Source organism: Euryhalocaulis caribicus, assembly GCF_000412185.1.
Classification (GTDB): domain Bacteria; phylum Pseudomonadota; class Alphaproteobacteria; order Caulobacterales; family Maricaulaceae; genus Euryhalocaulis; species Euryhalocaulis caribicus.
The window spans coordinates 1-19,637 of sequence record NZ_ASJA01000021.1 but is presented as its reverse complement, the minus strand read 5'-3'; the positions used below and the strand labels follow the sequence as shown (position 1 = coordinate 19,637).

Here is a 19,637-nt window from a genome sequence, read left to right as displayed (position 1 = left end):
ACATATCGACCGTGACCACCGAAGACGCCGACGACGGCCAGACGTCGTCTCACGCCGGGTTCGCGGCGTTCCGGCACGGACCGTATATGCGCTACTGGCTGGCGCGGGCGCTGGCGGTGTTCGCCGCGCAGATCCAGATCGTGGCGGTCGGCTGGCAGGTCTATGACATCACGCGCAACCCGCTGGACCTGGGCCTGATCGGCCTGTCGCAGTTCCTGCCCGCCCTGTTGCTGGTTCTGGTCACGGGCGCGGTGGCGGACCGGTTCTCCCGCCGGGGCATCATGGCGGTGTGTCTGACCGCGGAAGGGATCTTCGCCAGCGGGCTTCTGGCCTTCACCATCTGGGGCGGCGGGCACATCTGGATGGTGTTCGCGCTGCTGGCGTCGTTTGGCGTGGCGCGGGCATTCTTCGGGCCGGCGACGCAGGCTTTGCTGCCTAATATCGTGCCGCCGAAACTGCTTTCCAACGCCATTGCGCTCAATTCTTCCGCCTGGCAGCTGGCAACGATCGTGGGGCCGATGGCGGGCGGTCTGCTGTATGGAATTTCGCCGCTGGCCGCCTATGGCTCGGCGGTGGGATTATTGCTGATCGCCGCGGTCCTGACCCTGACCATCCCCAAACCGGACCAGCATAGCGAGGCCGAACCCCCCGGCTGGGAAACGCTGGTGGCGGGCTTCCGCTATATCTGGCGGGAGAAAGTGGTGTTCGGGGCGATCAGCCTGGATCTGTTCGCGGTGCTTCTGGGCGGAGCGACGGCGCTGCTGCCGGTCTATGCGCGCGACATTCTGGAGGTGGGGCCGGCGGGGCTGGGCTTCCTGCGCGCCGGGCCGGGCATCGGGGCGATTGCGGTGGCGATCTGGCTGGCCACCCATTCCATCCGCGACCATGCGGGATTGTGGATGTTCCTGTTCGTGGCGGTGTTTGGCGGCATGACGGTGGTGTTCGGCGCATCCACGATCGTCTGGCTGTCCGTTCTGGCGCTGGTGCTGATGGGCGCGGCGGACATGGTCAGCGTCTATATCCGCGAAACCCTGATCCAGCTCTGGACGCCGGACCGGCTGCGGGGGCGGGTGAACGCGGTGAACATGGTCTTCATCGGCGCCTCGAACGAGCTGGGCGAGTTCCGCGCCGGCGTCGTGGCGGCCTGGCTGGGCGCCAAGGTCACGGTGGTCGCCGGCGGCGCGGGCACAATGACGGTGGCCGCGATCTGGGCGAAGCTGTTTCCGGCGCTGCGCAAGGCGCGGCATCTGGACGGGCGGGCCTGAGAAGGCGGAACGCTTGCGCGCCTTGCGGCGTTCTCCGCTCCATCACAAGACTGTGGAGCGCGCCATGAAACCCGTCTTTCCTCTCGCCGTATCCGCCCTGTTCTGGCTGGCCGCTTGCGGGCCGGATGCGCCCAATCCCCCGCCGCCGCCTCCCACGCCGGACGATGTGCCAACGCCCGCCGATGACGGGCCGCCGCCGGATGAGACTTCAGCCGCGCTGACCCCGCCCGCCCCGGGTGAGCCGGGCGGCCTGCCCGATGACCGGACGCCCGTGGAGGAAGGCCCGATCGCGCCTGACAGCGCGCAGGGCGCGGGACAGGTGCTGCAAACCTATTTCGCCCTGATCGAACAGGCGAAATATGACGAGGCCTATGTGCTGTGGTCCGGTCGCGGCGACGCCAGCGGCGAAAGCGCGGCAGACTTCGCCGACCGTTTCAGCGCCTATTCGGAAGTGCATGCCAATATCGGCGCGCCGGGCCGCATCGAGGGCGCGGCCGGGACGCTCTATGTCGAAATCCCGGTGCAGCTCTATGGCCGCCTCGCCGCCACGGATGAGGAATTCAACCGCCGCGGAACCGCCACGCTGCGCCGCGCCAACGATGTGCCCGGCGCCAGCGAGGACCAGCTGGCGTGGCGGATCGACGAAATCAGCTATCGGAACTAGCTGGTCGCATCCTCGATCAGGCTTTCCGAGACTTCGGCCAGCAGCGCCTCATTGGCTTCGCCGAAGACGGATTCGCGGCCGATTTCCATCATGACGGGAACGGCGAGCGGGGAGACCTTTTCCAGAGTCTGGTGAACGATATGGCCGCGGATGCGGGCCAGCGCGTCCGACAGGCGGCGAATGTCGAGAAGGCCGGAGGCGGCGTCCTGATAGGCGGCCTGCAGCAGGATATGGTCCGGCTGGTGAGTGCGCAGGACGTCATAGATGAGGTCGGCAGAAAAGGTGACCTGCCGCCCGGTCTTTTCCTGCCCCGGGAAGCGGCGCTCGATCAGGCCGGCGATGACGGCGCAGTTGCGGAAGGTGCGCTTCATCAGCGGGGTTTCCTGCAGCCAGGCGTCCAGATCATCGCCCAGCATGTCCGGGTGGAACAGGGCGTCCAGATCGACCGCGGAAAGATCGCGCAGGCCCCAGACCGCCAGCGCGTATTCATTGGCGACAAACCCCATCGGGCGCAGGCGCAGCCGCTCCAGCCGCCGGGTCAGCAACATGCCCAGCGTCTGGTGGGCCAGCCGCCCGTCGAACGGGTAGGCGACGAGATAGTGCTTGTCGGCGCGCGGGAAGGTCTCGACCAGCATCTGGCCGGGCTCGGGGATCAGCGACCGCTTTTCCTGAATCTCCAGCCATTCGCGAACCTGAACGGGCAGGTGACGCCAATCTTCCCGGTTGGAGATGATGCCGCGCACCCGCTCGGCGAGATAGGTGGTGAGCGGGAATTTCCCGCCCATGTATGAGGGGATTTTCGGCGCGTCGGCCTTTGAGCGAACGACCAGGGCGTCGGTTTCGCGCAGGCCCACGAATTCCAGCACCTGACCGGAGAACAGGAAAGAGTCGCCGGGGGCGAGCTGTTCGATGAACCATTCCTCGATCTCGCCCAGCTTCATGCCGGCGCGGCCGCCCTTGCGCGCAAGGCGGACATTGAGCATTGCCGCCTCCACGATGGCGCCGACATTCATGCGGTGGCGCTGGGCGATGTCGTTATTGCGCGCGCGCCAGAGCCCGTCCTTGCCCTTCACGATGCGGCGGAACCGGTCATAGGTCTTCAGCGCGTAGCCGCCGGTCGCAACGAACTCCATCACCTCGCCGAACCGCTCCCGCGTCAGGTCCGCGTACGGACTGGCGGTCGTGATTTCCGAATAGAGCGCGTCCGCCTCGAATGGTTCGCCGCAGGCGCGGCCCATGACGTGCTGGGCCAGTATGTCGAGCGATCCGCGGCCCGGAACCTCGCCGTCCAGCGCGCCTTCGGAAACCGCGCCCTGCGCGGCGTCGCATTCCAGCGCCTCGAACCGGTTATAGGGCACCAGCACGGCGCGGGAGGGATCGTCCAGCCGATGATTGGCGCGGCCGATCCGCTGCAGCAGGCGAGACGAGCCCTTCGGCGCGCCCATCTGCAGGACCAGGTCCACATCGCCCCAGTCGATCCCCATGTCGAGCGTGGAGGTGGCGACCACCGCGCGAAGCCTGCCCTCCGCCATGGCCGCCTCCACCTTCCGCCGCTGGCCAACGTCCAGCGAGCCGTGATGCAGGGCGATGGGCAGGCCGTCCTCATTGATGTCCCACAGCCAGTGGAAGGTCAGCTCCGCCTGCGCGCGGGTGTTCACGAAGACGATGGCGGTGCGGGCGGTTTTGATCGCCTGATACACCTCCTTCATCGCGTGCGCGCCGGTGTGGCCGGACCACGGGACGCGGTTCTCGCTGATCAGCACGTCGATTTCGGGCGGGCGGCCGGGATCGCCCGTGACCAGCTCGGCCATGCGCTCCTCGTCCGGCGCTTGCGGGGTCAGCCAGCGGGCATAGGCGTGCGGATCGCGCACCGTCGCGGAGAGGCCGACGCGCCGCGCCGCCGGCGCCCAGCGATGGATGGCGGACAGGCCCAGCGCCAGAAGATCGCCGCGCTTGGACGGGGCCAGCGCATGGATCTCGTCGATCACGATGGCTTTCAGGTCGCGGAAGAAGGTCTTGGCGTTGGGGGAGGCGCAGAACAGGGCGATCTGCTCGGGCGTGGTCAGAAGGATGTCCGGCGGATTGATGCGCTGGCGCTGGCGGCGGGAGGGCGGCGTATCGCCGGTGCGGGTTTCCACGCGAAGGTCGAGGCCCATTTCCTCCGCCGGGATGGTTAGGTTGCGGGCGACGTCGACGGCCAGCGCCTTCAACGGGGAAACATAGAGAGTGTGGAGCCTGTGGGGTCTGGAACCCCTTCCCCTCGTGGGAAGGGCAGGGGAAGGGGGCGTTCGCCATAGGGCGCGCCTTCGTTAGACGCCCCCCACCCTTGGTCCCTCCCCCACGAGGGGGGAGGGATTCAGAGAGATCAATCAGGCTCGGCAGGAAGCCGGCCAGCGTCTTGCCGCCGCCGGTCGGGGCGGTGAGGAGGACATCCTTGCCCTGACGCGCGAGGTCGAGGAGTTCGAGCTGGTGGCGCCGGGGCGCCCAGCCGCGGCTGGCGAACCAGCCGGCAAAGGGTTCGGGAAGGGGCGCGTCGACTTCCATCAGGCGCAAATGTAACGCGCTTTGATCAGGCGGCGACGCGAATTTCAGAGCCGGTGAGAAGCGGCGTCAGCAGGTGTTCGGCCAGCCAGGCGACGACCGGCACGGCGACGCCGTCCCCGGTGACGTGCAGGGCGGCGGTGTCCGAACCCGGAAGGACATAATCCTCGGGCAGGCCCATCAGGCGGGCGGATTCGCGGGCGCTCATGCGGCGCACGCCGACCTTGCCGTCCTTGATGACCATGATGAACTGGCGCGAAGACCCGCCGCCGGGCGTGCGAAGGCATCCGGCCACGCCGTCGAAACGGACCTCCGCGCGCTGCACGCGCTTGCCGTTGAAATTGCGGGTGCGGCGGTAGAGCGCGCCGACATGGACGCCGCCCGCCTCCTGCCGCTCCCAGACGCGGGCGATATGGGCCGCGCTCATCATTTCCAGAATACGGTCGGTATCGGCGCGATTGAACCAGTCATTGGCCCCGCGCTCCACGATATCGGCCAGCTGCGTCTCGCGGTCCGGCGGTTCGGGCAGGCGCCAGTTCACCCAGGCCGATTTTGCCGGTTCGGGCAGGGCGCGGGCGGCGCGCTGCACCGCCGGGGTCTGGAAGACGGTGGGAATGGTCAGGCGCGCATTGGGGTCGATCAGGGCCGGGTCCAGCGGCAAATCGGCGCGCTGCGCCACCACGAACAGGCGCGGGCGCGATTGCGGCAGGAAGCGAATGGCGTCGATCTCCAGCGCGCCCACGCGATAGCCGCCCTCGGCCAGCGCGGCGCACAGCGCGGCGAAATCCTCTCCCTTCCGGGAGTTCAACAGGCCGGAGACATTCTCCAGAACGATCAGGCGGGGGCCGCGCTCCTGTTTCCGTAAATCCTGCATCAGGTTCCAGAACGCAAAGAACGCTCCGGAGCGTTCGCTCTTCAGACCGCCGCGCAGGCCCGCCAGAGACAGGTCCTGACAGGGGAAGCTGGCCCAGGCCAGATCGGCCTCCCCCGGCAGATCGCCGGCGGTCAGCTGCGCCACGTCGCCCTCGATCAGGTGATCGCCGCCGAAATTGGCGCGATAGGCGGCGCATTTCTTGGCGTCGAAATCATTGGCCGTGACGCAGCGCCAGGCCGGGCCCAGGCCCAGCCGCGCCATGCCGCCGCCGGCAAAGAATTCATGGAAGGTCAGATGCGAATCGCCGCTCATAACCGGCGCAGTCTCACAGCGCCATGGTTAACGAATCTTAACGGGCGGTGGATAGGAAAAGCGCGACCGACAAGATTTTCCCCGCCGAATCACCCCATGACTGTGACCATGAAACGCGCCGCCCTTCTTGCCTGCCTCGTTGCCTTTGCCCCCGCCATCGCCGCCGCGGACATCACGGAAGTGACCGCCGCGCGGGACGGGGATACGGCGCGCGTGCTGATTTCCTTTGACGGCCAGCCCACGCTGGCGACCGCCAGCCGGGCCGGGGGCGCGGTTCGGCTGACCACGCGCGGCGCATCGGCGGCGCGGGGCGAGATCGCCCCGCCCGCGGGCTCGCCTGTGACCGGAATCACGATTTCGCCGGGGCCGGACTTTGAAATCCGTTTCGACGGCGCGGCGGGCGACGCCAATGCCCAATTATATGAAAACGCGGTGCTGCTGACCGTGACGCTGTCGGGCGGCGAAGCCGTTGCTGAAGCCGCCGGGACAGCGGATAGCGGAACACCGGACGGGGAAGAAGCGGAACGGTCCGGTCCGGTCCGCCTGACCATGGACCCGATCCCCAACCCGGAAGACCGAAACTCCGCGATGGCCGCCCGTGAAGCGGGGGAGGCCGAAGAAGACGCCGCAGCGGAAGCTGAAACGGACGAGTCTCCGGCCGGCGGCGAAACGCAAACGGCCGCCACCGAGGCGGCCCCGCAAGCGCCGGAGCAGGCCGGGTCGCGCGGCGGCGACACGCCGTCCGGCGAGGCGATCAGCTTCTTCGCGGCGCGTCTGGACCCCGCCGCATGCCAGCGGGCGGAGCAGGAATCGGCGGCCGATTCCTGGAACATGCAGGCCGTGATGCGTCTGGCCGCCTGCCGCGCCCGCGCCGGGGAAACGGCGGAGGCGCGGGAGCTGTACAACCGCATCCTGACCTTCGACCCTTATTCCGCGGAGGCCGTGGCCGGTCTGGGCGCGATTGCGCAGGACGCGGGCAATGCCGGCGAGGCGCGCCAGCGTTACGAGCAGGCGCTGGGCATGTCGCCGGGCGACGGGCTGGCCGCCCTGATCCGCCAGATGATGGCCCGGCTCTAGGCCGCTCATTCCCCGATCGCGTGCAGCAGGACGCGGCGTTGCCGCCCCGCCGCGCGCCATTCGGCCAGATACACGCCCTGCCACGTCCCGAGCGCCAGCGCGCCGTCAATGATGGGGATGGAGAGCGAGGCCGGGGCCAGCGCCGCTTTCACATGGCCGGGCATGTCGTCTGCGCCCTCCGCCCCGTGCCGCCAGTCCGCGTCTTCGGGCGCCAGCCGGGCGAAAGCGTCCATCAGGTCCAGCTGCACGTCCGGGTCGGCGTTTTCCTGAATCAGCAGGCTGGCCGTGGTGTGGCGGCAGAACGCGGTCAGAAGGCCGTTGGCGATGCCCGAATCCTCCGTAAACCCGGCGATCCGGCGCGTGATTTCGGTCAGGCGGCGGCCCTCTGTGCGCAGGCTGATTTCGTCGCGGTGCTGACGCATGGCTTTCCCATCCCGTGCGGTTTGCTATGTCACTTTACACGCCCTTCCTTGCGCCGTCCGGCGCGCTGAAATCAAGCCGCCGACGCGCCTATGAGCGAGCCCGAGTTCAAGGAAATCGAGATCACCGTCCCCGGCGGGACCCTGCACGGCTATGAGGCCGGCCCCGCCGACTGGCCGGTGGAGCTGGTCTTCCTGCACGCGGCGGGCTTCAACGCGCGGACCTACCGCCACATGCTGGGGCCGCTGGCGGACCGCGCGCGCATCCGGGCGCTGGACCTGCGCGGCCACGGAAAGACGAACCTGCCGCTGGACTATGAGCGGCTGCGCAATTTCCACATCTACAAGAATGACGTGATCGCGGCGCTGGAGGCTTCCGCGGAGGCGCCGGTGGCGCTGGCCGGGCATTCGCTGGGCGCGACGGCGACGCTGTTGCTGGCGGGGGAGCGCCCCGACCTGGTGAAATCGGTGGTGGCGCTGGACCCGCCCGTGCTGCCCCCGGCCATCGCCGCGCTGTCGCAGAATACAACTCTGCGGCGGATGTTCGCCCGCTTCATCGCGCCCTATCGCGCCACCAGCCGGCGTCGGACCTTCTTTGAATCAAAGGCGGCGGCGGTGGAGGCCTATCGGCTGAAATCCACCTTCGCCGGATGGCCGGAACAGGCGCTGGAAGACTATGTCGAGGACGGGTTCGTCGAGACGGAGGGCGGGGTGACGCTGGCCTGTCCGCGTGACTGGGAGGCCCGCACCTATCTGGCGCACAAGCATGACGTGCTGGGCGCGGTGCGTCGCATCGAGGCGCCGCTCTGGGTGTTGCTGGCGGAACAGGACAGCCCGACGCCGCCGACCGTGGAATGGCGCATTCGCCGTTTCCGGCCGGAAGCCGAGGTCACACGGCTGGAGGGCCGCAATCACATGTTCCCGCTATCGGCGCCGGAGCTGCCGCGCGCGGCGCTGGAGGCGGCGCTAGACGCGTAGGTCCGCGATCACCGATTCGCGCAGTTTTTGCTGCATGTCCGGCGCCGGGACCACCGCCTTGCGCGCGTCCAGATCCATCAGCATCGCCACGCCTTCCATCGAGGCCCAGGGGCGGCCCGTAACCGGGTCCAGCACCCAATGGACCAGGCGGCGCACGCGATCGCCCGCCTCCACCACGCCGGTGCGGATGACATAGGCCGACCCTGCGCGCGGCCAGCCGCGGAACACCATGCGGGCCTCCATCAGGGCCGATCCTAGGCGCGGCCCGTCCGCTTCGCCCGCCGCCTGCGCGGACTCTTCCGGAAAACCGCGCGAGAAATTGGTCACGGAGCTGGAGATGCGGGAGATCACCGTGGCCGGGCGGTACCAGCCGAAAACCGTGCATTCGTGCGGCTCGATCACGCCGCGGCCGATCATGTCCATACCCAGCGCGTCGGCGCGGGCGGTGCTGACATCGGTTTGCGCGGGGACGGCCAGATCGACGCCGCGCGGGGCGGTGGCCGCGGGCGGGTCGATTTTCGCCGTGTCCAGCTGGTCCAGCGTGTCGGCGCGCCAGCTGAAGCGCTCGCCCGTCCGGACGGAGATATGGTTCAGCGTGAAGCGGAAGGCGGCGGAAACCTCGCCGGTGGCCGAGTGACGCAGCTCCATATAGACGCCGGCGCCGTCCGCCCCGATCTCATAGACGCCGGCAAAGGCGGAGAGCGGCGTGCCCGGGCGGCATTCCTTCAGAAACCGGATATGGATTTCGCGGGGCCGGACCGTGGAGAAGGCCTTTTCGGTAAAGGCGTCGGTCAGGCCGAGATCAATGGCGAAGCCCGCCACGCCCTCCATGGCCTTGGCGAGGTAATGGGCGACGTTCAGATGGCCCAGCTCGTCGCATTCCCACGCCGCGGCGTAACCGCGCCAGACTTCCCGCATGACTGTCGATGCCTCTCGCCGCGAAAAGCGCCGCCGCAAACGATTCGGCGCTGCTAACGATTCAGTCTTACGGAGAGGCGGTCAGCGGATCAAATCAGGCCCTGGCGCAGGGCGCGGCGATGGGCGGCCTGCGGCGCGCAATTCATGTGAATCTTGCTGGCCGCGGCGATGAAGGCGTTGAGCAGTTTCTGGCGCGACAGCGGCGCGCTCAGCACGACGCTGGCCCCGGCCTCGATCAGGGCGCGGCGGTTCTCGATCTGGCCGTTGCCGACCACGATGATGGCGGGCGGGGTGCGGGCCTCCTCCAGCACGGCGGCGACGAAACGCTCGGCCGGCCAGGGTTTCAGCTCGGCGCCCATGACGATGAACTGGGCGGGATTGAAGAAGACCTGATCGCGGGCTTCCTCTGTATTGCGGGCCTGCATGACTGCGCCAAAGCCCAGTTCGTGAACCGCGGACAGGAAGAAATCGATCCTTTCCTGGACCGGATCAAGCGCCAGCGCCCGCATCTGGGGGAAACTGATCGTCGGCATAGCGAACCTCCACCATCACGCCCGCATTCAAAGCGCGGGGCTTTTGATTAAAATGGAGGCTATCAGGAACGGGTGTAGGAACGCTTAAACGCGCGTTCAGCGGTCGTTAACGCAGTCGCCGCACTGCCCGTAATGCTCGATCACCGATCTGGAAACGGCAAAGCCCGAAGGCGGGCTGGGGTCGGCGTCCGGGTGATCCTGCTCGTCCACGCGGCCGCAGGATTCGCAGATATAAAGCTCCGCGCTTTCCTCATGCCCATGCCCGTGCGCGCAGGCGATAAAGGACTTCAGCGCCTCGACCCGGTGGATTAGGCCCAGCCGCATCAGGAAGTCCAGCGCCCGGTAGACGGTGGGCGGCTTGGCCGCGCCGGGGCCGGTTTTCAGCTGGTCCAGCAGGTCATACGCCTTCACCGGCCCGTCGGAGCGGGCCACCAGCTCCAGCACATGCCGGCGCAGCGGGGTCAGCCGTTCGCCCCGGTCGGCGCAGACGCGCTCCGCGTGGGCGATGGTTTCGGCGTATGCGTGCGAGTCACTCATTACGATCGGGAACATAATCATTTTGTCATGTCAGTGCGAGCCTCTGGACCTGTAGAATTGTTATGTTATTACATCCTTCAAGTTTGCCGCATTTATCCAGGGGTTCGATCCGCCATGAAACGTCTTCTTCTCGCCAGCACCGCCCTCTTCGCCGCCGCCGGCGCCGCCCATGCGCAACATGAGACGGACGAGATCGTCATCACGTCCAGCCCGCTGCAGACCAGCGAGTTCGAGGCGTTCCAGAACGTCGATGTCCTGGACAAGACAGAGATCGTCGAGAACTACGAGGGCAGCCTGGGCGACACGCTGGCCAAGCTGCCGGGCGTTTCCTCGACCTTCTTCGGCGCGGCGGCCGGCAGACCGATCATCCGCGGACTGGGCGGCGAGCGCGTGCGCGTGCTGACCAATGGCGTCGGCTCCATCGACGCGGCCAGCGCCAGCCCTGACCACGCGGTGACCACGGAAGGCCTGGAAGCCGAATCCATCGAAGTGCTGCGCGGCGCCAGCGCGCTGGCCTATGGCGGAAACGCGATCTCCGGCGTGGTGAACATCATCGACGGCACGGTCCCGTCCGAAGCGCCGGAAGACGGTCTGTCGGGCCAGTTCTACAGCGGCTACGAGACCGTGAACGAGGGCTGGCAGACCGCCGGCTCCATGACCGCGTCCGCTGGACCGCTGGTCTTCACCGTGCAGGGCCTGCACCGCGAAGGCGAAGACTACGACATCCCGGGTTTCGCCGAGTCCTCCATCCTCCGCGCCATGGAAGAAGAAGAGCATGACCACGAGGACGAGGATCACGACGACGACCATGACGACGAGGATCATGAGGATGATCATGACGACGATCATGACCATGAGGACGAAGAGCACGAACACGTCCGCGGCGTGGCCGAAAACACGTGGTTCGAGTTTGATTCCGCCTCGGCCGGCGTGTCGCTGATTGGCGAGCGCGGCTTTATCGGCGTCGCCGTAAAGGGCTTCGAGTCCAGCTACGGCATCCCGGGCCACGATCATGCCCACGAGCATGAAGACGAGGACCACGACGACGAAGATCACGAGGACGATCACGACGACCACGATCATGAGGACGAGGAGCACGCCCACGAAGAAGAAGGCGGCGCCTTTATCGAGATGGAGCAGACCCGCGTTGACCTGCGCGGCGAATACGACCTGCACCTGCCGTGGTTCGACCTGTTCCGTTTCTCCGCCGCGACGGCCGATTACGAACACACGGAGTTCGAGCCGAATGGCGAGCCGGGCACGACCTTCTTCAATGAAGGCTGGGAAACCCGGCTGGAAGTGACGCAGGCCCAGACGGAACGCTGGTCCGGGGCCATCGGCATGCAGGCTTTCCAGAAGGATTTCCGCTCGGTTGGCGAGGAAGGCTACATTCCGGAGACCGAGACCACCGATATCGGCCTGTTCACCTCGCAGCGCTATGACGCCGGCGGCTGGGGCGGCGAATTCGGCGCCCGCGTCGAGACGCGGGAAGTGGATTCGGTGGCCGGCAACCGCGACTTCGATACGGTTTCCGCGTCGGGCGGCCTGTTCCTGCGCCCGGCGGACGGCGCGTTCCTGAGCGGCAATGTGGCGTTCAGCCAGCGCGCGCCGGGTGATGCGGAGCTGTTCGCCAACGGCCCGCACCTGGCCACAAGCCAGTTCGAGGTCGGCAATCCGGACCTCGACATCGAGGAAGCCTGGACGTTCGAGGCCGTGGCCCGCCTGGACCGCGACCGCTACGGCATCGAGGCCTCCGCCTGGTACGCCAACTATAACGACTTCATCTTCCTGGCCCCCACGGACATGGAGGAAGACGGCCTTCCGGTCTTCGTCCAGACCCAGAGCGACGCCGACCTGCACGGTTTCGAAATCGGCGCGGACGTTGTCGTCGCGCGCGGCGCGGCCTACGAGCTGCGCGGCGACGCCGTGATCGAATATGTCAGCGGCGAGCTGTCCGACGGTCGCGCCCTGCCGCGGATTCCCCCGCTCAGCGGCACGATCGGCGTCGAGGCCGAATTCCTGGGGCCGCGTCTGACCACGCGCGCCGAGGCCGAGCTGGTCTCCGAACAGGATGAGACGTTCGACTTCGAACTGCCGACCGAAGCTTATCAGCGCGTCAATCTGAGCGCGGAATGGCGTCCGGTCGAGGAGCGGGACGTCACCCTGCTGCTGCAGGCCAAGAACGTCTTCGACGCCGAGGGCCGGGTCCATTCCTCCTACGTCAAGGACCTCATCCCGCTGCCCGGGCGCTCGTTCCGCATCGCAGTCAGCGCCGGATTTTAAGGCTGGCGCTGGCGCTTAGGCGCCTTGGCGGATTGTCCCGACGGCGGGGAGACGTTATCTAGCCCGCTTTCCGGACAAGGATACGACAAGGGGGAACGGCGATGGCCGAAGGCGGGATGCAAGAAGGTCAGGTGAGCGGCAAGGTCCTGATGTATGAAAAGCCCGAGCCGCTGAATTTCCAGGCGCACGGGAATCTGGGGATCACGCAACAGAATAACGGGTTCGATTTCGTGAAGGACCTGCACTTCGTGCCGGTCAACGCCAATGAATTCGGCGTCGCCGCGACGACCTTCCCGATCATCTTCGCCGGCGAACAGAAACAGCCCCTGGCCGTGATGGGCCTGCGTCCGGGCGATAATCTGTTCATCGACGAAAAGAACAATTTCAAGCCGGACGCCTATGTCCCCGGCTATATCCGCCGCTATCCCTTCGTTCTGGCCAAGCCGCCGGAAGCCGAGCGCATGATCGTGTGCATCGACCGCAAATTCTCCGCCATTACCGACAAGCCGGACATGCCCTTCTTCAAGGACAATGAGCCGACGGAATATGTGCAGAACGCCGTCGAGTTCCTGAAGCAGTACGAGACGCAGCGCCTGGCCACCGAACAGACCGTGAAGCGCCTTGAAGAGCTGGACCTCTTCGAAACGCGCGAAGTGGTCTATAATCCGGCTGCGCGCGGCCGTCCGGGCCAGCAGGAAAAGATCACCGAGCATCTGGCGATTTCCGAGCAGAAACTGATGGCGCTGGCGCCGGACGTTCTGAAGGAACTGGCCGAGAAGGGCTATCTGGGCGCGATCTATGCGCACCTGATTTCCCTGATGAACTGGGATCGCCTGATCGACCTGACGCTGATCCGCAATCAGCAGCAGGGCGCGCCCTCCGCCGAAATGCCGCAGAACGGCGCCGGCGGAACGCCGCAGGCCACGGGCGGCGACGTCCAGGCGTAACGCCGGCCCGGTCCGCGTGAGGTCACAAGCGCGTCAAGTCTGCGCGAGGGCGGCTGACACCGCCCCCGGGCGCTCCCTATAAGGGGGCGTTAGAGGCAGGTTGGACGACAACAGGACCGGACCTATGCGGGCATTACTGACAGCGCTTTGTCTTATCGCCGCGCCGCTGACAGGCGGCGCGGCCCTTGCGCAGGACGCGCTGGACACCGGCCTGGTCAATGCCGACCCGGCCACGGTGGAAACGGACAACGTCAAGGCGACGCTGGCCGCTGACTCCATCGTCGTCTCCCCCGGACAGACATTCTATATCGCCCTCCATCAGGATATCCGCGAGGGCTGGCACACCTACTGGCGCAATCCCGGCGATTCCGGTGAGCCGACGCAGATTGACCTGACGCTTCCCGAGGGCTGGGAAGCGGGCGAGATCGTCTGGCCCGCGCCGGAGCCGCTGCCTGTCGGGCCGCTGACCAATTACGGCTTTTCCAACGAAGTCCTGCTGCCCATCCCGGTCACCGTGCCGGAGGATTTCGACGGCGCGGCGGCCGCTATCAAGGCGGACGCCTACTGGCTGGTCTGCGAGGAAATCTGCATTCCGGAGAGCGGAAAGCTGGAGCTGTCGCTGCGCGTCAGCGAGGGCGAGCCGCGCGTGCATCCGCGCTGGGGCGACCGCATCGCCGACGCGATGGCCGCCATGCCGCAACCGGCCCTGTTCGATTCCACGATCGCGCTGGACGGCGAAACCGCGCAGCTTTCCCTGCAGGATGCGGGTCTGTCGGACGCCCTGGGCGCCGGCGATCTGCGCGATTTCTATTTCTTCCCCTATGAGCCGGGCATGGTCGAGGCGGCGGCGGACCAGACGCCGCACGCGATGGATGACGCCCTCATCCTGGCCCTGACGCCCGGATACGAGCTGGAGGACGGCGCGGCGCCGGTGGCGGGCGTGCTGACCTATGAGATGCGCGGCGCGGAGGGCTGGGCCGGGCGCGCGGTGGAAATTTCCGCCGAACCGGGCGAGGCGGCGGACCTGTCGCTGGCCGCGGCCCCGGCGCGCGGCGGCGATGGCGCGGGCGGCGGCGGTCAGGCCCTGCTACTGGCGCTGATCGGCGCGTTTGTGGGCGGGCTGATCCTGAACCTGATGCCCTGCGTCTTCCCGGTTCTGTCGCTGAAGGCGCTGGGCTTTGCGCAGAAGGCGCATGAGGATCCGGGCACGGTGCGGCGGCACGGCCTCTTGTTCATGGGCGGCGTGCTGGTCACGTTCGCCGCGCTGGGCCTGTTGCTGGTGGCGTTGAAGGCGGGCGGCGCGGCGGTGGGCTGGGGCTTCCAGCTTCAGAACCCGGCGGTGATCATGGCGCTGGCGCTGCTCTTCTTCCTGATCTCCATGAATCTTCTGGGCTTTTTCGAAATTGGCGGCGGCTTGCAGAATCTGGGCTCCGGGCTGGTCGCCGGGCGTTCGGGCGGCGCGGCGGCTTTCTTTACCGGCGTGCTGGCGGTGGTCGTGGCCACGCCCTGCACGGCGCCCTTCATGGCGGCGGCGCTGGGCTATGCGCTCAGCCTGCCGGCCCTTGGCGCGCTGGCGATCTTCCTGGCGCTGGGCCTTGGACTGGCCGCGCCATTCACGCTGCTGGCTTTTTTCCCGGCGCTGCTGCGCCGCCTGCCCAGACCGGGGCCGTGGATGGACCGGTTCAAGCAATTCATGGCCTTCCCGATGCTGGCGGCCACGGTGTGGCTGGTCTGGGTGCTGAGCATTCAGGCCGGGCCGACGGGCGTGGCGTTTGCGCTGATCGGGCTGCTGGCCGCCGGGTTCGCCATCTGGGCCGGGCGCTTCTCCGGCTGGACCGGGCGTGCGGCCGCGCTGGGCGCGATGATCGCCGCCCTCCTGACCGTTCCGGCCGCCGCGCAGCTGAGCACGGGCGCGGCAAGCGTTGCGGAAAAATCCGGCGCGCCGGGCGCGTTGTCGAGCGAGCCGTGGTCGCGCGAACGCGTGGCGCAGCTACAGGCGGAGGGGCGGCCCATCTTTGTCGATTTTACCGCCGCCTGGTGCATCACCTGTCAGGTGAACGAGCGCACGGCGCTGAAAACCAGTGATGTCGCCGCGGCTTTCGCGCAGAACGATGTCGCCTTTCTGGTCGCCGACTGGACCAACAAGGACGCGGAGATCGCCGCCGAGCTGGAGCGGTTCGGCCGCGCGGGCGTGCCACTCTATCTCTACTATCCGCCAGGCGGCGGCGCGCCGGAGATCCTGCCGCAGATCCTGACCGAACGCGGCATCCTCAACACGATCCGCAACGGCGCGGCGGCGACTTCCTGACCGCGGCGGCCTAGATCTCGCTGGCCTCGTCCCGCCGCGCGGGCATTTTCGCAAACAACAGGCGCGTCAGAATGAACGCCGCCACGGCGCACAGCGCGATGGCGGCGACCATGGGCGTGGCCGTGCCGTTGAAGAAGGGCGCTGCGGCGGTGATCATGATTCCGCCCGCCAGCATCTGAAGCGTGCCGCCCAGCGAGGAGGCCAGTCCGGCGATATCGCCGTGATCGTCCAGCGCCATCACCATGGTCGTGGGGATGACAAGACCCAGACACGCATTGGCCATGAACAGGAAGCCGACGATAACCGGAAGCGTCCCGAACCCGCCCAGAGTCAGCGCCAGAAGCGTCAGCGTGAACGCCATGAAGCCGGTCACGGCCCATGAAATTACCCGCTGGATTCCGAACCGCTCGCCCAGATTCGCCGCCACCTGGGAGGCGGAGAAGAAGCCGATGGCGTTGATGGCGAAGGCGATGGAAAAGCCGGTCGGCGACAGCCCGAACTGGTCGGTATAGACAAAGGTCGCGCTGGCGATGAACACGAAGAAGCTGGCCATGCCGAACCCGGCGATGAAGGTCAGGCCCATGAAGACCGGGTCGCGGAACAGCACCTTCGTCCCCCGCCACATGGAGCGCAGATTGACCGGCGTGCGGCGCGACTCCGCCAGAGTCTCGGGCAGGACGAAGCCGGTCAGCAGCAGGCTGAACACCGCCATCAGCGCCAGCGCGCCGAAAATCACCCGCCAGCCGCCCAGCAGGATCAGGCCGCTGCCGAACAACGGCGCCAGCATGGGCGACACGCTGATCACCAGCATGATCATCGCCATCAGGCGGGTGGCCTGATTGCCGGTGTGCATGTCGCGGATAATGGCGCGCGGCACCACCATCACCACCGCCCCGCCAAGCCCCTGCAGGAAGCGGAAAGTGATCAGCCAGCCAATGGTCGGCGCGAAGGCGCAGCCGATGGAGGCGGCGATGAAGATGGCCAGTCCGGCATAGAGCGGCCACTTTCGGCCATACTGATCGGCCAGCGGCCCATAGACCAGCTGCGCCACGCCAAAGGCGAGGAAATACAGCGTCAGGGTCAGCTGGGTGGAGGCGATATCAGTCCGCAGGCCCGCCTCGATCGCGGGCAGGGCGGGCAGGTACATATCGATGGAAAGCGGCCCGACGGCGGACAGCAGCCCCAGAATAAGGGCCGAGCGAAACATGGATGATGACATGGCGGCTTTCCGGAAATTCCTTGAAGGTCGCAGCCTGATCGCGCTTCCGGCTTTCGAATTCAACCGTCTGGTTCATTAATTCCGCCGGGCGAAGCTTTAAGGCAACGCCGATTCCGCTTGGCGGAAACCGCGGGCGCACTATTTTGTTATGCTAGCCAAGACATGAGTTTTGAAAAAAACGGGGTCGATAATGAAAACGCTTCTGATTACCGCCGCCGCCTTCACGCTTGCCGCGCCGGCGCTGGCCGAGCCGGTCGTGGGCGAAGCCGCGCCCGCCTTCACCGGCACGGACACCTACGGAAACGAAGTCAGCCTGTCGGACTTCGCCGGCCAGAAGGTCATTCTGGAATGGAGCAATGACGGCTGTCCCTATGTCCAGCGCCACTACAAGGGCGACATGCAGGCCATGCAGCAGGACGCCGCGCAGCAGGACATCGCCTGGCTGACCATCATCTCCTCGGCCCCCGGGAAGCAGGGTCATGTCACGCCGGATCAGGCGAACGCCATTACGGCGGGAAAGATGGAAGACCGCCCGCAAGCCTATCCGGCGGCGGTCATTCTGGACCCGGAGGGCGATATCGGCCGCATGTATGAGGCCAAGACCTCCCCGCACATGTTCGTGATCGATGAGGCGGGCGTGCTGCAATATGACGGCGCCATCGACGACTCGCCGCGCGGCCCGGCGGACGAGGCGGATAATCATGTCGAAGCGGCGCTGGCCGCGCTACGCAAGGGCGAGCCGGTCGATCCGGCCCAGACGACGCCCTATGGCTGTTCGGTGAAATACGCCGACAGCTGATCGGCGCTCATCTTCTCGACAGGACAGGACCCCATCGGCATGCCGGTGGGGTCTTGCGTTTCCGCTTCCGTTTCCGGGGTCACCAGCACCGCGTCGTCGCCCAGCAGGCGCACGGTCTCGATGGCGTCGTCCTTTTCCCCGCCGCGCAGGCGGTCGGCCTGCAGCGCGGCGTCGGCGGCCATGCCGCGATAGATGCAGCCCAGATCGTGCGGGCCTTCATTGGCGTCGATGGCCGCGCCCGCCGCGCTGGCGGTCTGGGCGAAATCGGAAAGCCGCGTCAGCAGCGCCTCGGCGGAACTGTCGCCGGTCTGCACCGCTTCGGCGTCCGCGCGCAGCGCCGCGCCGGCGTTCGACATGGACTGATAGGTCTCGTTCAACGGATCGTTTCCGGCCCAGGCCGGGACGGCGGCGAAGACCAGAAGCGCGGCGGCGGCGAAATATCGTGCGAACATGGGACACCCTTGAAGCGCGAGTTGAATTCTCTCTACAGGCGAAGCAAGCGCGGCGCCGTTTGCGCTCGCAAACGGTACTTGCGCGGAAACGCGCGCTCCGTCACGATCCGCGCGAGGACGCTATGCCGCAATCCTTGAGAAAATATCTCGTCATCGCCGACGACACGCCGGAATGCCGCGTGGCGGCGCATGTCGCGGCGCGACGCGCCAAGCATTCCGACAAGGGGCGCGTGGTGCTGCTGGCGGTGATCGAACCGACCAATTTCCATCACTGGCTGGGCGTGAATGACGAGATCAGCCGCGACGAGCGCAAACGGCGCGAGGCGCTGCTGGAGGAACTGACCGAAATCGTCGCCACGGAGATCGAACCGCCCGCCGAATGCCTGGTGCGGGAGGGCGAGGTGCGGGGCGAGATCCGCCGCCTGATCAATGAGGACCCGGAAGTGAAAGTGCTGGTTCTGGGCGCCTCGACGGGGCGCAAGGGGCCGGGGCCGCTGATCTCCGCGCTGGCGCGCTCAAACTTCGCCTTCGCGGACCGCCATATCCCGGTTCTGGTGGTGCCGGGCGACCTGACGCCGGAGCTGATTCACCAGCTGGCTTGAAGCGCGGTGGCGGATAGGCCATTTGCACTGGCGAACCCTTGATTGCCGCCAAGACCTGAAGCGAGGCTCGCCGCCATGTTTATCCAGACCGAAGACACGCCCAATCCGGCGACCCTGAAATTCCTGCCCGGACGGGACGTCACCGGCGGTCCGGCGCATGATTTCGAGACCGCGGACGCCGCGCGCGGCGCTTCCCCGCTGGCGACCGCCCTGTTCGAGGTGGACGGCGTGGAGCGCGTCTTTCTGGGCGATGATTTCGTATCGGTCAGCAAGGCGGACGCCATTGACTGGCGGCATCTGAAGCCCGGCGTTCTGGCCGTGATCATGGATCACTTCACCGCCGGCCTGCCCGTGCTGACCGAGGAAGGCGCGAACGCCGCCGATTCCGGCGGCGATGCGGGCGAGTATGAGGGCGAGGACGCGGAAATCGTCAGCACGATTCAGGAGCTGATCGACACCCGCGTGCGCCCGGCCGTGGCGCAGGATGGCGGCGATATTGTCTTTCAGCGCTATGACCCGCAATCGGGCGTGGTGACCCTGCATATGCGCGGCGCGTGCGCGGGCTGCCCGTCCTCCACGATGACGCTGAAGGCCGGCATCGAGAACCTGCTGAAACACTACGTGCCGCAGGTCACCGGGGTCGAAGCGGCGCTCTAGGCGTCTGCGCCGGAAGCGAGTTCGCGCAACACGAAATCCACGCGCCCGGCGACCGAAGTCCTGGGCAGGGTCACGATCTCATAGCCCAGCCGGGGATAGGCCACGGCCAGCCTCTCATATTCCTCCACCGCGTCTTCGAAGCCGTGACGCCGCTCTGCATCGCTGGCGAACAGCTCCGGCCAGGGCGGGGCGAGAAAAACGCGGCGGTAGTATCGGTGCGTTTGACCAAACCTGGTCAGGACATCTCCCCGT

General features: G+C 67.0%; 18 protein-coding genes and 1 pseudogene. 10 read left to right on the top strand and 9 right to left on the bottom strand.

The genetic code is table 11. The features are described 5' to 3' along the window. Positions 1–11 precede the first annotated feature (11 nt). Positions 12–1,265, top strand: coding sequence for an MFS transporter (locus L338_RS14345; protein WP_022699091.1), 1,254 nt, complete (start codon positions 12–14; stop codon positions 1,263–1,265). A gap of 64 nt (positions 1,266–1,329) precedes the next feature. Continuing rightward, positions 1,330–1,929 (top strand): hypothetical protein, encoded by a 600-nt coding sequence (locus L338_RS14340; protein ID WP_081639657.1) that lies wholly within the window; start codon positions 1,330–1,332, stop codon positions 1,927–1,929. On the opposite strand, the pseudogene L338_RS14335 reads toward L338_RS14340, so the two are convergent. Together L338_RS14335 and L338_RS14330 are read right to left on the bottom strand one after the other, a co-directional pair. Further along, positions 1,926–4,473, bottom strand: a pseudogene (locus tag L338_RS14335) (ligase-associated DNA damage response DEXH box helicase). The gene L338_RS14340 and the pseudogene L338_RS14335 overlap by 4 nt on opposite strands. 25 nt (positions 4,474–4,498) lie before the next feature. Continuing rightward, complete coding sequence (locus L338_RS14330) at positions 4,499–5,656, bottom strand: DNA cytosine methyltransferase (protein WP_022699089.1); 1,158 nt, start codon at positions 5,654–5,656, stop codon at positions 4,499–4,501. A 96-nt stretch (positions 5,657–5,752) separates the two neighbouring features. Between L338_RS14330 and L338_RS14325 the strand changes: the two genes are divergently transcribed. Beyond that, positions 5,753–6,733: a tetratricopeptide repeat protein gene (locus L338_RS14325; protein ID WP_022699088.1), complete on the top strand. Its 981-nt coding sequence runs from the start codon at positions 5,753–5,755 to the stop codon at positions 6,731–6,733. Positions 6,734–6,738: 5 nt separating this feature from the next. On the opposite strand, the gene L338_RS14320 is transcribed toward L338_RS14325, so the two are convergent. After that, the gene (locus L338_RS14320) at positions 6,739–7,155 is read right to left on the bottom strand and encodes a secondary thiamine-phosphate synthase enzyme YjbQ (protein ID WP_022699087.1); all 417 of its coding nucleotides are present in this window, start codon (positions 7,153–7,155) and stop codon (positions 6,739–6,741) included. 90 nt (positions 7,156–7,245) lie between these two features. Between L338_RS14320 and L338_RS14315 the strand changes: the two genes are divergently transcribed. Next, positions 7,246–8,130 (top strand): alpha/beta fold hydrolase, encoded by an 885-nt coding sequence (locus L338_RS14315; RefSeq protein WP_022699086.1) that lies wholly within the window; start codon positions 7,246–7,248, stop codon positions 8,128–8,130. Here the strand turns inward: L338_RS14315 and L338_RS14310 are convergent. The 3 genes from L338_RS14310 to L338_RS14300 form a co-directional block, all read right to left on the bottom strand. After that, entirely contained in the window at positions 8,119–9,048 is a 930-nt protein-coding gene (locus tag L338_RS14310) for a thioesterase family protein (RefSeq protein WP_022699085.1), read from the bottom strand. The genes L338_RS14315 and L338_RS14310 overlap by 12 nt on opposite strands. 89 nt (positions 9,049–9,137) lie before the next feature. Beyond that, positions 9,138–9,581, bottom strand: coding sequence for an ANTAR domain-containing protein (locus tag L338_RS14305; RefSeq protein ID WP_022699084.1), 444 nt, complete (start codon positions 9,579–9,581; stop codon positions 9,138–9,140). A gap of 96 nt (positions 9,582–9,677) precedes the next feature. Then, a complete protein-coding gene (locus tag L338_RS14300; RefSeq protein WP_027068575.1) occupies positions 9,678–10,118 on the bottom strand; it encodes a transcriptional repressor in 441 nt (146 codons plus the stop codon). A gap of 114 nt (positions 10,119–10,232) precedes the next feature. Here L338_RS14300 and L338_RS14295 point away from each other — a divergent pair, with 114 nt between their 5' ends. The 3 genes from L338_RS14295 to L338_RS14285 all read left to right on the top strand — a co-directional run bounded on the left by L338_RS14295 (position 10,233) and on the right by L338_RS14285 (position 15,656). Then, the gene (locus L338_RS14295; protein WP_022699082.1) at positions 10,233–12,401 is read left to right on the top strand and encodes a TonB-dependent receptor; all 2,169 of its coding nucleotides are present in this window, start codon (positions 10,233–10,235) and stop codon (positions 12,399–12,401) included. Positions 12,402–12,532: 131 nt separating this feature from the next. Beyond that, positions 12,533–13,348 (top strand): SapC family protein, encoded by an 816-nt coding sequence (locus L338_RS14290; RefSeq protein ID WP_161624638.1) that lies wholly within the window; start codon positions 12,533–12,535, stop codon positions 13,346–13,348. Positions 13,349–13,472: 124 nt separating this feature from the next. Beyond that, the gene (locus L338_RS14285; RefSeq protein WP_022699080.1) at positions 13,473–15,656 is read left to right on the top strand and encodes a protein-disulfide reductase DsbD family protein; all 2,184 of its coding nucleotides are present in this window, start codon (positions 13,473–13,475) and stop codon (positions 15,654–15,656) included. Between the two features lie 10 nt (positions 15,657–15,666). Here L338_RS14285 and L338_RS14280 read toward each other — a convergent pair whose 3' ends face one another. After that, positions 15,667–16,875, bottom strand: a complete 1,209-nt coding sequence (locus L338_RS14280; RefSeq protein WP_033311512.1) for a multidrug effflux MFS transporter — start codon at positions 16,873–16,875, stop codon at positions 15,667–15,669. Positions 16,876–17,065: 190 nt separating this feature from the next. Between L338_RS14280 and L338_RS14275 the strand changes: the two genes are divergently transcribed. Continuing rightward, positions 17,066–17,674, top strand: coding sequence for a redoxin domain-containing protein (locus L338_RS14275; protein ID WP_022699077.1), 609 nt, complete (start codon positions 17,066–17,068; stop codon positions 17,672–17,674). Here the strand turns inward: L338_RS14275 and L338_RS14270 are convergent. Continuing rightward, positions 17,641–18,126: a hypothetical protein gene (locus L338_RS14270; protein ID WP_022699076.1), complete on the bottom strand. Its 486-nt coding sequence runs from the start codon at positions 18,124–18,126 to the stop codon at positions 17,641–17,643. The genes L338_RS14275 and L338_RS14270 overlap by 34 nt on opposite strands. Before the next feature lie 122 nt (positions 18,127–18,248). Between L338_RS14270 and L338_RS14265 the strand changes: the two genes are divergently transcribed. Further along, complete coding sequence (locus L338_RS14265; RefSeq protein WP_022699075.1) at positions 18,249–18,728, top strand: universal stress protein; 480 nt, start codon at positions 18,249–18,251, stop codon at positions 18,726–18,728. A 75-nt stretch (positions 18,729–18,803) separates the two neighbouring features. After that, positions 18,804–19,385 (top strand): NifU family protein, encoded by a 582-nt coding sequence (locus L338_RS14260; RefSeq protein ID WP_022699074.1) that lies wholly within the window; start codon positions 18,804–18,806, stop codon positions 19,383–19,385. On the opposite strand, the gene L338_RS14255 is transcribed toward L338_RS14260, so the two are convergent. Continuing rightward, the coding region (locus L338_RS14255) for an AAA family ATPase (protein ID WP_022699073.1) at positions 19,382–19,637 on the bottom strand (256 nt) is incomplete at its 5' end. The two genes, L338_RS14260 and L338_RS14255, sit on opposite strands and share 4 nt — an antisense overlap.